This is a genomic window from Chromobacterium sp. ASV23, assembly GCF_016428945.1.
Taxonomy (GTDB): Bacteria; Pseudomonadota; Gammaproteobacteria; order Burkholderiales; family Chromobacteriaceae; genus Chromobacterium; species Chromobacterium sinusclupearum.
This window is the reverse complement of the sequence record NZ_JAELTR010000080.1, coordinates 1-13454: the sequence shown is the minus strand read 5'-3', so window position 1 is coordinate 13454 and position 13454 is coordinate 1. Positions and strand designations below refer to the sequence as shown.

General features: G+C 66.0%; 16 protein-coding genes. 5 read left to right on the top strand and 11 right to left on the bottom strand.

Annotation, left to right across the window (positions count from 1 at the left end; translation table 11 throughout):
• From JHD59_RS20330 to JHD59_RS23360, 9 genes are all read right to left on the bottom strand, one after another.
• Positions 1–442: GNAT family N-acetyltransferase (locus JHD59_RS20330; protein ID WP_199155570.1), on the bottom strand; the 442-nt coding region annotated here is incomplete at its 3' end.
• Between the two features lie 95 nt (positions 443–537).
• Positions 538–1416 (bottom strand): phosphoribosylaminoimidazolesuccinocarboxamide synthase, encoded by an 879-nt coding sequence (locus tag JHD59_RS20325; RefSeq protein ID WP_199155569.1) that lies wholly within the window; start codon positions 1414–1416, stop codon positions 538–540.
• Positions 1417–1468: 52 nt separating this feature from the next.
• Positions 1469–2599, bottom strand: coding sequence for a 5-(carboxyamino)imidazole ribonucleotide synthase (locus tag JHD59_RS20320; RefSeq protein ID WP_199155568.1), 1131 nt, complete (start codon positions 2597–2599; stop codon positions 1469–1471).
• A complete protein-coding gene (purE, locus tag JHD59_RS20315; RefSeq protein ID WP_103317238.1) occupies positions 2599–3087 on the bottom strand; it encodes a 5-(carboxyamino)imidazole ribonucleotide mutase in 489 nt (162 codons plus the stop codon). The genes JHD59_RS20320 and purE overlap by 1 nt, the downstream gene beginning before the upstream one ends.
• Before the next feature lie 125 nt (positions 3088–3212).
• Positions 3213–4034 (bottom strand): CPBP family intramembrane glutamic endopeptidase, encoded by an 822-nt coding sequence (locus tag JHD59_RS20310; RefSeq protein WP_103317240.1) that lies wholly within the window; start codon positions 4032–4034, stop codon positions 3213–3215.
• Positions 4035–4156: 122 nt separating this feature from the next.
• Positions 4157–4537, bottom strand: coding sequence for a hypothetical protein (locus JHD59_RS20305; RefSeq protein WP_199155567.1), 381 nt, complete (start codon positions 4535–4537; stop codon positions 4157–4159).
• Between the two features lie 230 nt (positions 4538–4767).
• The gene (locus JHD59_RS20300) at positions 4768–5052 is read right to left on the bottom strand and encodes a hypothetical protein (protein WP_199155566.1); all 285 of its coding nucleotides are present in this window, start codon (positions 5050–5052) and stop codon (positions 4768–4770) included.
• Between the two features lie 110 nt (positions 5053–5162).
• On the bottom strand, positions 5163–6257 hold the full coding sequence (locus JHD59_RS20295; protein ID WP_199155565.1) for a histidinol-phosphate transaminase: 1095 nt from the start codon (positions 6255–6257) through the stop codon (positions 5163–5165).
• A gap of 93 nt (positions 6258–6350) precedes the next feature.
• Positions 6351–6521 carry a lipoprotein gene (locus JHD59_RS23360; protein ID WP_368671631.1) on the bottom strand — a complete coding sequence of 57 codons (171 nt, stop codon included), beginning with the start codon at positions 6519–6521 and terminating at the stop codon, positions 6351–6353.
• A 90-nt stretch (positions 6522–6611) separates the two neighbouring features.
• On the opposite strand from JHD59_RS23360, the gene cyaY reads away from it, so the two are divergent.
• Positions 6612–6929 (top strand): iron donor protein CyaY, encoded by a 318-nt coding sequence (gene cyaY, locus JHD59_RS20290; RefSeq protein ID WP_103317246.1) that lies wholly within the window; start codon positions 6612–6614, stop codon positions 6927–6929.
• 184 nt (positions 6930–7113) lie between these two features.
• Positions 7114–8349 carry an ammonium transporter gene (locus JHD59_RS20285; protein ID WP_199155564.1) on the top strand — a complete coding sequence of 412 codons (1236 nt, stop codon included), beginning with the start codon at positions 7114–7116 and terminating at the stop codon, positions 8347–8349.
• A 61-nt stretch (positions 8350–8410) separates the two neighbouring features.
• Here JHD59_RS20285 and JHD59_RS20280 read toward each other — a convergent pair whose 3' ends face one another.
• Entirely contained in the window at positions 8411–9217 is an 807-nt protein-coding gene (locus JHD59_RS20280; RefSeq protein WP_199155563.1) for a sulfite exporter TauE/SafE family protein, read from the bottom strand.
• 144 nt (positions 9218–9361) lie between these two features.
• On the opposite strand from JHD59_RS20280, the gene JHD59_RS20275 reads away from it, so the two are divergent.
• Positions 9362–10222: an MBL fold metallo-hydrolase gene (locus JHD59_RS20275; protein WP_199155562.1), complete on the top strand. Its 861-nt coding sequence runs from the start codon at positions 9362–9364 to the stop codon at positions 10220–10222.
• Here the strand turns inward: JHD59_RS20275 and JHD59_RS20270 are convergent.
• A complete protein-coding gene (locus JHD59_RS20270; RefSeq protein WP_103317252.1) occupies positions 10192–10854 on the bottom strand; it encodes a tetratricopeptide repeat protein in 663 nt (220 codons plus the stop codon). The two genes, JHD59_RS20275 and JHD59_RS20270, sit on opposite strands and share 31 nt — an antisense overlap.
• 123 nt (positions 10855–10977) lie before the next feature.
• Here JHD59_RS20270 and cysE point away from each other — a divergent pair, with 123 nt between their 5' ends.
• Together cysE and JHD59_RS20260 are read left to right on the top strand one after the other, a co-directional pair.
• Positions 10978–11760 carry a serine O-acetyltransferase gene (gene cysE / locus JHD59_RS20265; protein WP_043627664.1) on the top strand — a complete coding sequence of 261 codons (783 nt, stop codon included), beginning with the start codon at positions 10978–10980 and terminating at the stop codon, positions 11758–11760.
• A gap of 545 nt (positions 11761–12305) precedes the next feature.
• The gene (locus JHD59_RS20260; protein WP_103317254.1) at positions 12306–13148 is read left to right on the top strand and encodes an isopenicillin N synthase family oxygenase; all 843 of its coding nucleotides are present in this window, start codon (positions 12306–12308) and stop codon (positions 13146–13148) included.
• Positions 13149–13454: the final 306 nt, after the last annotated feature.

Sequence of the window (13454 nt, the reverse complement as noted above, 5' to 3'; positions counted from 1 at the left end):
TGCGCGCGTTGGACGGCTGGTAATTGGCCTGGATGCGGTGCAGCTTCAATTCGTCGAAAGCGAAGCGTATCGCCGCCTGCAGCGCCTCGCGCATCAGGCCCTGGCCTTCGCAGGCATGGTCTATGCCGTAGCCCAGGTGGCAGGCCTGGAACACGCCGCGCACGATATTGCTGAAGCCCACGGTGCCGATGATGCGTTCCGGTTCGCCCTGCAGGGTCAGCAGGAAGCGGGCGCTATGGCCTTCTGCCCAGCCGCGGGCTGCCTGGCGCATCTGCATGGCCCAATAGGCTTCGGTATAGAACTGTGGCCCTGGCGTAGGATTCCATGGCTCCAAGTGGGCGCGGTTCCGGCTGTGGTAGTCCAGCGCGGCCGCCGTCAGGTCCGAGTGGGCCGGCAGCAGTTTCAGGCGCGCGGTGTCGAGTGTCGGTTGAATCAGGCTCATGGCGTTGCGGCGGTATGACAGGCAGTAGATAGTAGTCGCAAGCAGGCCTGATGCTCAAGGCATGCCGCCGACCCGGGGCCGGCGGCATGGGGGACTCAGCCGGTCAGCCTCTCCAGCGCCTCGCGGTATTTGGCGGCGGTTTTCTCGCGCACGTCCAGCGGCACGGCCGGGGCTGGGGCCTGCTTGTTCCAGCCGGAGGCCTCCAGCCAGTCGCGGACAAACTGCTTGTCGAAGGACGGCGGGTTGCTGCCCGGCTGGTAGCTGTCGGCGGGCCAGAAGCGGCTGGAGTCCGGCGTCAGCGCCTCGTCCATCAACGTCAGCACGCCGTTTTCGTCCAGGCCGAACTCGAACTTGGTGTCGCAGATGATGATGCCGCGCGTGGCCGCGTATTCGGCCGCCGTCTTGTACAGCAGGATGGCGGTGTCGCGCACCTTGGCGGCCAGCTCGGAGCCGACGATGGCCTCGCACTGGGCGAAGCTGATGTTCTCGTCGTGGTCGCCCACCGCCGCCTTGGTGGACGGGGTGAAAATGGGCTCGGGCAGTTGGTCCGCTTCCTTCAGGCCGGCCGGCAGGGCCACGCCGCAGATGGAGCCGGACTGCTGGTATTCCTTCCAGCCGGAGCCGGCCAGGTAGCCGCGCACCACGGCCTCGATCGGCACCGCCTTCAAGCGCTTGGCCACCACGGCGCGGCCTTGCACCTGCGGCAGGTCTGCCGCGGCCACCACGTCTTCCGGCTGGTCGCCGGTCAGATGGTTCGGCACCACGTCCTTCAGTTTTTCAAACCAGAAGTTGGAGATGGCGGTCAGAATCTGGCCCTTGGCCGGGATCGGGTCGTCCAGGATCACGTCGAAGGCGGACAGCCGGTCGGTGGCGATCATCAGCATGCGCGCCTCGTCGATCTCGTACAGATCGCGCACCTTGCCGGAGTAGATCTTCTTCAGGCTGGTCAGATTGGTGGTGTTCAGTCCGGTCATCATGCTTCCTTGAAATGCAAAAGGGCGATGCCTGATGGCATCGCCCGATGAATTACAGCGTATCTTTCAACGCCCTGGCCTGCTCCAGCGCCTCGTCGGCGCTGGCGGCCATCACGTTGAAGTGGCCCATCTTGCGGCCGGGCCGCGCCGTTTTCTTGCCATACAGGTGCAACTGGGCATTCGGCGCTTCGGCTAGCACGTCCCAGTTCGGTTCGCCGCCGTTCTCTTTCCAGACGTCGCCCAGCAGGTTCACCATCACCACCGGGCTGAGCAGGTCGGTCTTGCCCGGAAGCAGGCCGCATAGGGCGCGCACTTGCTGCTGGAATTGGTCGGTCAGGCAGGCGGTGAGGGTGTAGTGGCCGGAGTTGTGCGGACGCGGGGCGATCTCGTTGACCACCAGGCTGTCGTCGGCCAGCACGAAGAATTCCACCGCCAGCACGCCCACATAGTCCAGCGCGTCGGCCAGTTTTTTGGCCATGCCCTGCGCCTGCGCGGCCAGCGCCGGGGCGATGCGCGCCGGCACGATGGATTCGTCCAGGATGCCGTCTTTGTGGATGTTTTCCGCCACTGGGAACACCGCGCTTTGCGCCGCGCTGACGCGGGTGACGATGGCCGAGACCTCCAGCTTCAGGTCCAGCATTTTTTCCAGCACGCAGGCCTGGCCGCCCAGGTTGGCGTAGGCCGCGCGCGCTTCGGCGGCGGTTTTGACCCGCACCTGGCCCTTGCCGTCGTAGCCCAGGCGGGCGGTTTTCAGGATGCCTGGCAGGTAGGGCGCCAGGTCCACCTGGATGTCTTCGACGCTTTCGATCGCCAGGTACGGCGCCGTCGGCAGGCCGGCCTTGTTGATCCAGCTTTTTTCGACAATGCGGTCCTGGGCGATGGCCACGCAGTCGCCGGACGGCGAGACGCGTGTGGTCTTGGCCAGCTCGCGCATGGCGTCGGCGTTGACGTTCTCGAATTCCGTGGTCACGGCGGCGCAGCTTTGCGCCAGCTCGCGCAGCGCGGCCGGGTCGTTGTACGGCGCGCGGATGTGGCGATCGGCGAAGGCCGCGGCGGGCGCGTTCTCGTCCGGGTCCAGCACGGTGACGCGGTAGCCCATGGTCTTGGCGGCCACGGCGAACATGCGGCCGAGCTGGCCGCCGCCGAGGATGCCCAGCATGGCTGGCGGCAGGATGGCGGCCATTATTCGATCTCCGGCAGCGTCATCGCCAGTACGGTTTGTTCCTGTTCCTGGCGGAAGGCCACCAGCTTCTCGGCCAGTTCCGGACGCGTCGTCGCCAGCATGGCCACGGCGAACAGCGCGGCGTTGGCGGCGCCGGCCTCGCCGATGGCGAAGGTGGCGACCGGGATGCCCTTGGGCATTTGCACGATGGACAGCAGCGAGTCCTCGCCGCGCAGATATTTGGACGGCACCGGCACGCCCAGCACCGGCACATGGGTCTTGGCGGCCAGCATGCCCGGCAGGTGGGCGGCGCCGCCGGCCCCGGCGATGATGGCTTTCAGTCCGCGCTGGGCGGCTTGTTCGGCGTACTGGAACAGCAGGTCCGGGGTGCGGTGGGCGGAGACGACGCGGGTTTCGCAGGCGACGCCGAAGTGTTTCAGCATGCGCGCGGCGTGCTGCATCACTTCCCAGTCGCTATTGCTACCCATCACGATGCCGACTTCAATCATGGCGGTGCTGCTCGCGGATGGTGAACGAAGACCGCGATTTTAACCGACAGCGAGGCTTACTCGGAATGGTTTTTTATTTTCATATCAAGACAGTTAGCGCGCGAAGCGCGCCGTCATCCGTCCATTCACGCGAGCTTCGGGTAGCTGAACAGCAGCAGGTGCAAGGTGTTGAAGCCTAGGTGGGCCAACACGGCCAGCCATAACTGGCGGCGGGCGGCATAGAGCAGGCCGTAGCCTATGCCGGCCAGGGTCGCCAGGCCCACCCAGGCCCAGCCTCCGGCCAGATGCGCCAGGCCAAACAGCAGCGACGCCGCCAGCAGCGCGGCGAAAGGCTCGGTGCGCAGCTCCAGCCAACGCTGGATGCCGCCGCGGAAGAAGGCCTCTTCCACCAGCGAAACCAGGAAGCAATTGGCCAGCAACCAGGGCAGGAGCCAGGCCGGCCACTTCAGGGAAAAACCGATGATGCCGCTGACGGCGGCGATGCCCAGCGTCAGCAGCAGCGCCAGCGCGCCCACCAGCGCCGCCGGCCAGCCCAATTGCCTGTCCGGCAGCGGCGCGGTGGAGAGGCCCAGCAGCAACATCAGCCCGGCCAGACCCTTGTCGTAGCTCCAGAACAGCCGGTACGGCGCGCTGTCCGCGCTGGCCTTGCCTTGCCACAGCAGAGGGTTGTCGAAGCCGGGCAGCGCGTGTAGCGCCAGCGCCAACAGCAACGCGATCCACACCACGGTCAGCTCAGGACGCGGGCGTTTGAGCTGCGCCAGCGTCAGGCCGGCGGCGGCGGCGGCGAAGACCACGCCCAGCGGCTGCAGCACGCCGGCCGCCAGCGCCAACAGGGCGCTGCAGGCCAGAGCGATCCAGGCGGGCGGTTGCCGGCGCAGGCTGGCGGACAGCAGGCCAAGCGCAAGCAGCGCGAAGGCGGCCAGCGGCAGAGGGGGCGGCAGGAACATGTCGGCTCCGGAAAACAGTGGATAAGCGAGGGATGATAACGGTTGGCGGCCGCCGGGCCAAACCGCCGCGCCTCATCCGCTGGCGTGGAGAACGATGCCGCTGCGTGCCGCTGGCAACTGTTTCAGCGCGCCACGACGACGATGTCGCCCAGATGATAGGTGCCGGTGCGGTTGACCTGGCAGAACACTTTGGCTTGCACGGTGATGGTCTTGCCCCTGTAGCGGCCCATGTCTTCCTGGCTCAGCGCCAGGCTGGTTTTATCCTGCAGGCCGCAATCGGCACCGTCGTCGAAGCGCATCGGCTTGGCCAGTTTCAGGTGATAGGCCTTGAATAGCGTGCCTTCCGCCTTGTCGCCGGAGGTGAGCGGGCCGATCACAATGCCTTGCAGCGTGATCGGCGTTTCGCCGTCGTCGCGCACGGGGATGGGACGGGCAAGGCAGACTGTGGCGACAGCCAGCAGGCCCCATGCCGCCAGGCCGCGAGGGAGGTGGGTTTTCATCATGTGGGTATCGTGTTCAAAAACGGAAGAAGGGATGCCGATCCGAGCCGCATCCCGGTTTTATTCGTTTTCAGGTGCGGCGCCGCAGCCCGATGCGCCCTGCCAGGCGATTGTTTTGGCGCGGCGGCCTAATACAAGGCGGGACCTCGCCTAGGCAGAGATCCCGCTTTGAAAAACGTCCGGCGATTATGTCTTTCGCATCGCCGGCGGTCAATGGGCGGCACGTCGGCCTGTCATGAGCGGCGCATGCATTGCCGGATGCGCGGCCACAGCGCGCCGCAGGCGGTGGCGACAATGCCGATTTGCGCCAGCATCGCGCCCAGGCCGAAGCCGGGCGGCATCTCGCCGGAATTTGGCGTGGCCGGTTCGGCCAGCAGCATCAACAGCGCGCTGCCGGCAAGCAGCAGCGCGCAAGCCAGCCAATATAAACGGCAAGTGCGCCAAGCCTGGCGCAGCGCGTGCAACAGCGCGGCGAAATACAGCGCCAGCAAGGCAATCAGGGGAATCGACTCGGACATGCGACAGGGCCACGATCAGGGTGGTAACCCGATTTTAGGCCGCGCGCGGCGGCGTTAAGTTCACCGCCCTGAGGCGCGGATAACAATCAACAGCCCTTGGCGCATGCTGCTCAGTGTCCCGCCAGCGCATCCAGCACCTTGCTCGACAAGGCAGACGGCTGCGCGGTGACGCGCAGCAGATGGCGCAGCGCCGGGTGCGGCGGCCGGTGCACGGCGATGCCGTCGGCCAGCAGCCGGCGTTGGATGTCCTCGGCGGCGGCGGCGTTGGGATAGAGCACGGCGACGAAATTGGTGTGCGACGGCAGCACGGTCAGGTCGCGCGCGCGCAGCGCGGCGTCGAGCTTGTCGCGCAGCTGCAGCGTGGCCTGCACCAGCTGGCGCGAGTAGTCCGGATCGTCCAGCACCAGCCGCGCGGCGTGCTGGGCCAGGCCGGACAGCGCGTATTGCGGGCGAATCTGGTCGGCCTTGGCGATGATGTCGGCCGGCGCCAGCGCGAAGCCGACGCGCAGGCCGGCCAGGCCGTAGGCCTTGGACAAGGTGCGCAGCCGCAGCGTGTTGGGCAGCGCGCCGGCCGGCGGCGCGTCTTGCGGCTCGGTGCAGAAATCGACGTAGGCTTCGTCCAGAATCAGCAGCGTGCTCGATGGCAGCTGCTGGCGCAGCGCCTGGATATCGGCGGCGGACCAGTAGTGGCCGGTGGGATTGTCCGGGTTGGCCAGATACAGCGCCACGGCGCGCTCGGCCTGCGCCACTTCGCACAGCCGCGCCAAGTCGGGCCGCAGGCCGATGCCATGTGGGCGATACGGCACTTCCAGGATGCGCGCGCCTACGCCTTCGGCGAAGTAGCGGAAGGCGGGGTAGGTGCCGGCGCTGCACACCACGGCGTCCCCGGCATTGCAGCGCAAGCGCAGCGCCAGCAGGATCAGGCTGTCCGCGCCGCTATCGAATAGCACCTGGCTGGGTTCGACGCCGTGCAACTGCGCCGCGCGCTCGCGCAAGGCCAGCGCGTACGGGTCTGGATAGAGCCTGGCCAATTCGGCCAGCGCCTCCCCCCATTGCGCCAGCAGCGGGGAATCGGCGCGGGCCAGGCTTTCGTTGGCGCCCAGCCGATTGACCACCTTGTGGCCCAGCGCCGCTTCCAGCTTGGCGATGCCGGGAAACGGATTGACGATGGTGTGGTGTTCCAGATGGCGCGCGTAATGTGGCATGACAATTCCTGGCATTCCAGTTGATTGGGCCATTCTAGGCCAAGAGTCTGTTCAGACAAGCCACCATCTGGAAATATCCTTATGCCAAAGGAATTATTGGGCGGCGGAGGCGGCGGGTTTGGCTGCGACGGGCGCCGACGCGGCCGGTTTGGGCGGAGCCGGCTCATGGTGAGCGGCCGGCGCCTTGGGCAGGACCAGCGGGCCCTTGTAGCCGCAAGCGACCAGGAATAGAGACAAACTTGCGCAAGCGAGCAGGGTACGCATACTGGCAATGATCCGTTATGGCAAAATCAGCATACTAGCAAAACCCCGCCGCGCCGTGTTGTCCCCGGGCGGCGCCATCAGGAAGCCATCATGACCGAAAGCGAATTTCTGCAATTGAGCGACGCCATTTTCGACCGCATCGAACAGGCGCTGGACGATCACGAGCTGGATGTCGATACCTTGCGCCAGGGCAATGTGCTGGAGATCGAGTTCGACAGCGGCGAGAAAGTCATCGTCAATCGCCACGCTTCCAATCAGGAGATGTGGATCGCCGCCAAGAGCGGCGGCTACCATTTCGCGCGCCAGGGCGAAGCCTGGATCGCCGGCCGCGACGGCTCGGAATTCTTTTCCACGCTGGCCGAGGCGATCCGCGCCGGCAGCGGCGAGGGGTTCAGTTTCGACGACTGACTCCGCGCGATGGAGGAGGCCAAGCAGCGGCAGGATGGATAAGCGGAAATCATGGATTTACAAATTGTTTACATTTGTTAATGTCCAGATAAGAACTTGATCTGACGCAGGTAAATCCGCCATCCCCAGTATCAATATTCGAGCAAAACGATTTTCTAATATTTGTTTGAATGAGGACTGGACCATGCTCTCCCCAACCGCGACTATCAATGTCGGCAACACCGGCTTCATGCTGCTGTGCGCCAGCCTGGTCATGCTGATGACCCCTGGCCTGGCTTTCTTCTACGGCGGCCTGGTGGGCCGCAAGAATGTGCTGACCATCATGGCCCAGAGCTTCATGTCTCTGGGCTGGACCACGGTGCTGTGGTTCGCCTTCGGCTATTCGATGTGCTTCGGCCCCAGCTGGCACGGCATCATCGGCGACCCTACCTACTACGCCTTCATGCGCGGCATTACGCTGAACAGCATGTACGCCGGCAACGACGCCGGCATTCCGTTGATCGTGCATGTGGCCTACCAGATGATGTTCGCCATCATCACGCCGGCGCTGATCACCGGCGCCTTCGCCAACCGGGTGACGGTGAAAGCCTACTTCCTGTTCCTGACCGGCTGGCTGGTGCTGGTCTACTTCCCCTTCGTCCACATGGTGTGGAGCCCGGACGGCCTGCTGGCCAAGTGGGGCGTGCTGGACTTCGCCGGCGGCATCGTGGTGCACAACACCGCCGGTTTCGCCGCGCTGGCGTCCATCCTGTATGTCGGCCGCCGTTCCCTGGTGGAGAACAAGCCGCATAATGTGCCGCTGATCGCGCTGGGCACCGGCCTGTTGTGGTTTGGTTGGTATGGCTTCAACGCCGGTTCCGAGCTGAAAGTGGACGCGGTGACCGCCTCCGCCTTCCTCAATACCGACGTGGCGGCATCGTTCGCCGGCACCGCCTGGTTCCTGCTGGAATGGTCGCATGCCAAGCAACCCAAGTTCGTCGGCCTGTTGACCGGCGCCGTGGCCGGCCTGGCCACCATCACCCCGGCCGCCGGCTATGTGTCGCTGGGCAGCGCCGCTGTGATCGGCCTGATCGCCGCCGTGGTGTGCTACTACGCCGTGCAGTTGAAGAATCGCCTGAACTGGGACGACGCGCTGGATGTGTGGGGCGTGCATGGCGTGGGCGGCCTGCTCGGCACCATTCTGCTGGGCGTGTTCGCCACCAAGGGCTGGAATGCCGCTGGCGCCGACGGCCTGTTGTACGGCGACGCCAGCTTCCTGTTCAAACAGGTGGTGGCGGCCGTGGCCTCCGGCGCCTGGGCGTTTGGCTTCACCTACGGCATGCTGTGGCTGATCGACCGCGTCACGCCGGTCAAGGTGGGCGCCGCTGTCGAGCAGGCCGGTCTGGACGTCAGCCTGCACGGCGAGGAAGCCTATATCTGAGCCGTAGATCGGCTGTCTGCTTGGCTCAAGCCGCGGCGCGTCCGCGGCTTTTTGCTGGGCGTCAGAGCAGGATGGCGGCAGCGCGCCACAGCATGGCGACGCCTATGGCCGCCACCAGCAGCGCGAAGCCGCGCAGCAGTTGCTGCGGTGACAGCCGCGTGCTGAGCCGCCGGCCCAGCAGCATGCCGGCCATCGCCGCCAGCACGAAGCCGGCGCTGAGTAGCAAGGGCGGCCGCGCGCCGTGCCAGAGCGCGGAGACCACGCCGCCGCTGCCGACCAGTGCGATCACCAGCAGCGAGGTGGCGATGATGGCGTGCATGCCCAGATCGCTCAGCCGGCGCAGCGCCGGCACGATGACGAAGCCGCCGCCGACGCCCAGCAGGCCGGTCAGCAAGCCGGTGAAGGCGCCGACGCCGGCCAGCGCCGCGGCGCTGAGCACGTTCCAGCGCAGGCGGCCGGTGTCCGGGTTCAGCCGGCACAGCGTTTGCCTTGGCTCCTGGGACAGGATGGCATCGGGGTGGGCGGCGCGCCAGGTGCGGGAGGCCACGGTCAGCATGGCCAGCGCGAACAGCCCGGTCAACCACGCACTCGGCAATTGCTGCGCCAGCCGGGTGCCCAGCGCGGTGAACGGCAAGCTGCTGATTGCCATCAGCCAAGCGGCGCGGTAACGCACCAAGCGGCGGCGCCAGCCCTCATAGGCGCCAAGCGCGGCGCCCGCGACCACGGCCAGCAGCGCTACCGGCGCGGCTTGCGGCAAGCTCCAGCCCTGGGTGGCCATCAGCGCCGGAATGGCCAGAATGCCGCCGCCGGCGCCGGTCAGCCCCAATATCGCGCCCAGCAGCATGCCCAGCGTCAGCATCAGCAGCATGCAAGGGCTCCGGGAACAGGCGCAATGCGCCTTACGTTGCGGCGGGCGAAAAATGGGGGCATGAGGGACAGGTCTTTATCGGCTATACTTCAATACATTATATGATTTAATATAATGAAGTAAAGCCCATCCGCGGAGGAGAACATGCCGGTTCAGATCGAGAGCTTTTTCGATGCCGTTACCCATACCATCAGCCACATCGTCTACGACCGGCCTGGCGGCCACGCGGCCATCATCGATCCCGTGCTGGATTTCGATCCCAGCTCCGGCCGCAGCGCGCGCCATGGAGCGGACCGGCTGCTGGCTTTTCTGATGGAGCAGCGGCTGACGCTGCAGTGGATACTGGAAACCCATGCCCACGCCGACCACTTGTCCGCCGCCGGGTATTTGAAGGACAAAGCCGGCGGCCAAATCGGCATCGGCCGGCGCATAGACGAGGTGCAGTCCACGTTCAGCCGGGTGTTCAATCTGGAGCCGGCGTTCCGCTGCGATGGCTCGCAGTTCGACCATCTGTTCGGCGACGGAGAAACCTTCCGGATCGGCGAGCTGGGCGCCCGCGTGCTGGCGCTGCCCGGCCATACGCCGGCCGATGTCGGCTATCAGGTGGAAGACGCGGTGTTTGTCGGCGACACCTTGTTCATGCCGGACGTGGGCACCGCGCGCTGCGATTTTCCCGGCGGCGATGCCGCCACGCTGTACCGTTCCATCCGCAAGCTGCTGGCGCTGCCCGACGAAACCCGGCTGCTGCTGTGCCACGACTATCCGCCGCCGGGCCGCGAGCCGGCGTGGCGCGTGACGGTGGCCGAGCAACGTCGCGCCAATCTGCATGCGCGCGACGGGGTGGACGAGGCGGCCTTCGTGAAGATGCGCCAGGCGCGCGATGCGACGCTGGACATGCCGCGGCTGTTGCTGCCATCGATCCAGGTCAATATCCGCGCCGGCCGGCTGCCGCCGGCGGAAGACAACGGCGTGCGTTACCTGAAGCTGCCGCTGGACGCGTTCTGAGCGCGGCGCGCCATTTCGCTCTTGGCCAGATCCAGGGCCTTGGCGCGGGCGCCGGCGTCGCCCTGCGCTCCGGCGCGGGCATACCAGCGTATCGCCGCCGGAATGTTTTGCTTCACGCCGCGGCCGTGTTCGTACATGCTCGCGGTCAGGTATTGCGCGCCGACGTCGCCTTGCTTGGCCGCCTCCTCGTACCAGTACGCGGCCAGCCTGTCGTCCTGCGGCGCGCCTCGCCCCAGGAAATACTGGGTGCCCAGGTCCAGCTGGGCCGCCAGATAGCCCTGCCGCGCGGCCAGCGTGAACCAGCGCGTCGCCTCGGTCAGCGACTTGGGCACGGCGTCGCCGCGCTCGGCCAGCAGGCCCAGCGCATGCTGTGCCTGCGCCAGATTGAGATCGGCCGCCTTTTTCAGCCAGAAGACCGCCGCCGGCTTGTCCACCGGCCCGGCCTCGCCGCGCCAGTCCATCATCGCCAGGTCGAAGGCGGCTACCCGGTCGCCGTGCTCGGCCGCCTGCCAAAAAGCGACGCGGGCGGCGGCCAGCCGGCCGCCCTGATACTCATGCCAGCCCGGCACTTCCGGCGCGGCGGCCAGCGCGCCCAGGCTGAACAGCAACGGCCAGATCGCAAGACGTTTCATCGCGGTTCTCCTGCTTTGAGTTTAGTCGCGGCGGCCGGTGAATTCTGACGGCGCGGCGTTTTTGTCTGTTGGCGCGGACTGTGGCACGCTACACTATTTGACTAGATGTCACTGGAGTACCTGATGAGTGCCTCCCCGCTTGATCCGCTGTGGTCGGCCATCCGCGACGAAACGCTGACTGCGGTGGACAGCGAGCCGCTGCTGGCCAGTTTTCTGCACATGACCGTATTGCGCCACGCCACGCTGGAAGACGTGCTGGCCTTCCATCTTTCCAGCAAGCTCGCCAGTCCGGTGATGGACCCGCGCGCGCTGCTTGAACTGTTCCGCGAAGCCTTCCAGGCCGATCCGGCCATCAGCGCGGCGATGCGCGCCGACATCCGCGCCTGTTACGAGCGCGACCCGGCTTGCGACCGCTATTCCACGCCGCTGTTGTATTTCAAGGGCTTTCACGCCATCCAGAGCCAGCGCATCACGCATTGGCTATGGCAGCAAGGCCGCACCACGCTGGCGCTGTTCCTGCAGAACCGCATTTCCGAAGTGACCGGCGCCGACATCCATCCGGCGGCGCGCATCGGCGAAGGCGTGATGCTGGACCATGGCACCGGCCTGGTGGTCGGCGAGACCGCCGTCATCGGCAACAATGTGTCCATCCTGCACGGCGTGACGCTGGGCGGCTCCGGCAAGGAGCGCGGCGACCGCCATCCTAAGATAGGCGACGGCGTGATGCTGGGCGCCGGCTCGGCGGTGCTGGGCAATATCCGCGTCGGCGAGTGCGCCAAGGTGGGGGCCGGCAGCGTGGTGCTGGAGGACGTGCCGCCGCACGCCACGGTGGCCGGCGTGCCGGCGCGGGTGGTGGCGCAAGCCTGTCCCGGCACCCCGGCGCTGGACATGGATCAGCGGGTCTAGGGGCTGTTGACGTTTGGTGAGTGGATCGCGTTTGAGCCGATTTGGGCCGGAAGCAAGGCGCACAGTCCGCCGCATAGTCATTCTATGCAAGGGCTGGGCAACGTGGCTTCCGGCCCAAAGCGGCCAAACCCGCAGGGCCGGGTGCCTTTCGCGCCGACTCTTCGTTGTTCCGCGCTGGCAGAGAATGACTATGCGGCGCGCGAAACGCCTCGATTCGCCGCAAAACGCATCCCGGCGCGACCGCCCACCAAACGTCAACAGCCCCTAGGCCTTTCCCCGGCGGCGGCCCGGCCTGTAATGAAAGTACAGCTGGCTTTGCCGCCGTCGCCGCCGCGCTGCCCATTCGATTGACCGCCCTGCCCCGATGCGTCCGCGTGGAATCGGCCCTGGCGGGCTTGTCCGGCAAGGTCGCCGGTTCTTGGTAGTTTTCCAACAGTCTCGATGCCAACGGCTTGGCGGCCTGTAGCTTAGCCGCTACAATGCGCGCGGCCGGCGACCGCCCCGATATTGCATGGCGGCGCCGGGTTCATCAGGAAAACCACCCCATGAACGTCAGAGTTGTCGATTACCGCGCCCCGGACGCCGCGGAGCAGTTCACCCGTTCCCTGCACGAAACCGGCTTCGGCGTGCTGACCAACCATCCCATCCCGCAAGACCTGGTGGAGAAGATCTACGCCGAATGGCTGGGCTTCTTCAACAGCGAAGAAAAGTTCGACTACGCCTTCTCGGTGGAGAAGCAGGACGGCTGGTTCTCGCCGGAGGTGTCGGAAACCGCCAAGGGCGCCACGCTCAAGGACATCAAGGAATATTTCCACATCTATCCGTGGGGCCGCGTGCCGCCTGCGCTCAAGGCCGACGCCGACCGCTATTACGGCATCGCCAACCAGCTGGCGCAGGAGCTGCTGTCCTGGGTGCAGCAATACACCCCGTCCGACATCGCCGCCAACTACCGCGAACCGCTGTCGCACATGATTGAAGGCAGCCAGCAGACGCTGCTGCGCGTGCTGCGTTACCCGCCGCTGACCGGCAACGAGCCGGCCGGCTCGCTGCGCGCCGCCGCCCACGGCGATATCAATCTGCTGACCATCCTGCCGGCCGCCAACGAGCCGGGCCTGCAGGTGCAGGACAAGCACGGCGACTGGATCGACGTGCCCTGCGACTTCGGCACCCTGGTGGTGAACATCGGCGACATGCTGCAGGAGGCATCCGCCGGCTACTACCCGTCCACCCAGCACCGCGTGGTCAACCCCAGCGGCGAGGGCGCGAAGAAAAGCCGCGTCTCGCTGCCGCTGTTCCTGCACCCGCGCCCGGAGGTGGTGCTGTCCGACCGCCACACCGCCGGCAGCTATCTGGACGAGCGCCTGCGCGAACTGGGCGTCAAGATGTAAGAACGTGTTCACGATCTTTGGCCAAGCAAATATCCCCTCCCTGCACGCCGGGTAGCCCCGGCTATGAAAACGGTAATCCGCGTAGCGGATTCAAAGCCCAAAAAATCGTGAACATGTCTTAAGCGGCAGACCCTGGCCTATCCAAAAACCGAAGCGTCGCTTCGGTTTTTTTTCGTCCATCGCTTGACCGCATGCTGCGAGGCGCGGATTCGCCAACTACGATGACATTAGACGCGGCATTTCTGGCTGTCGCGGCGGCGACACGCCTATGGGCAGAGATTGAACAATATCAATCAGCCGCCATCA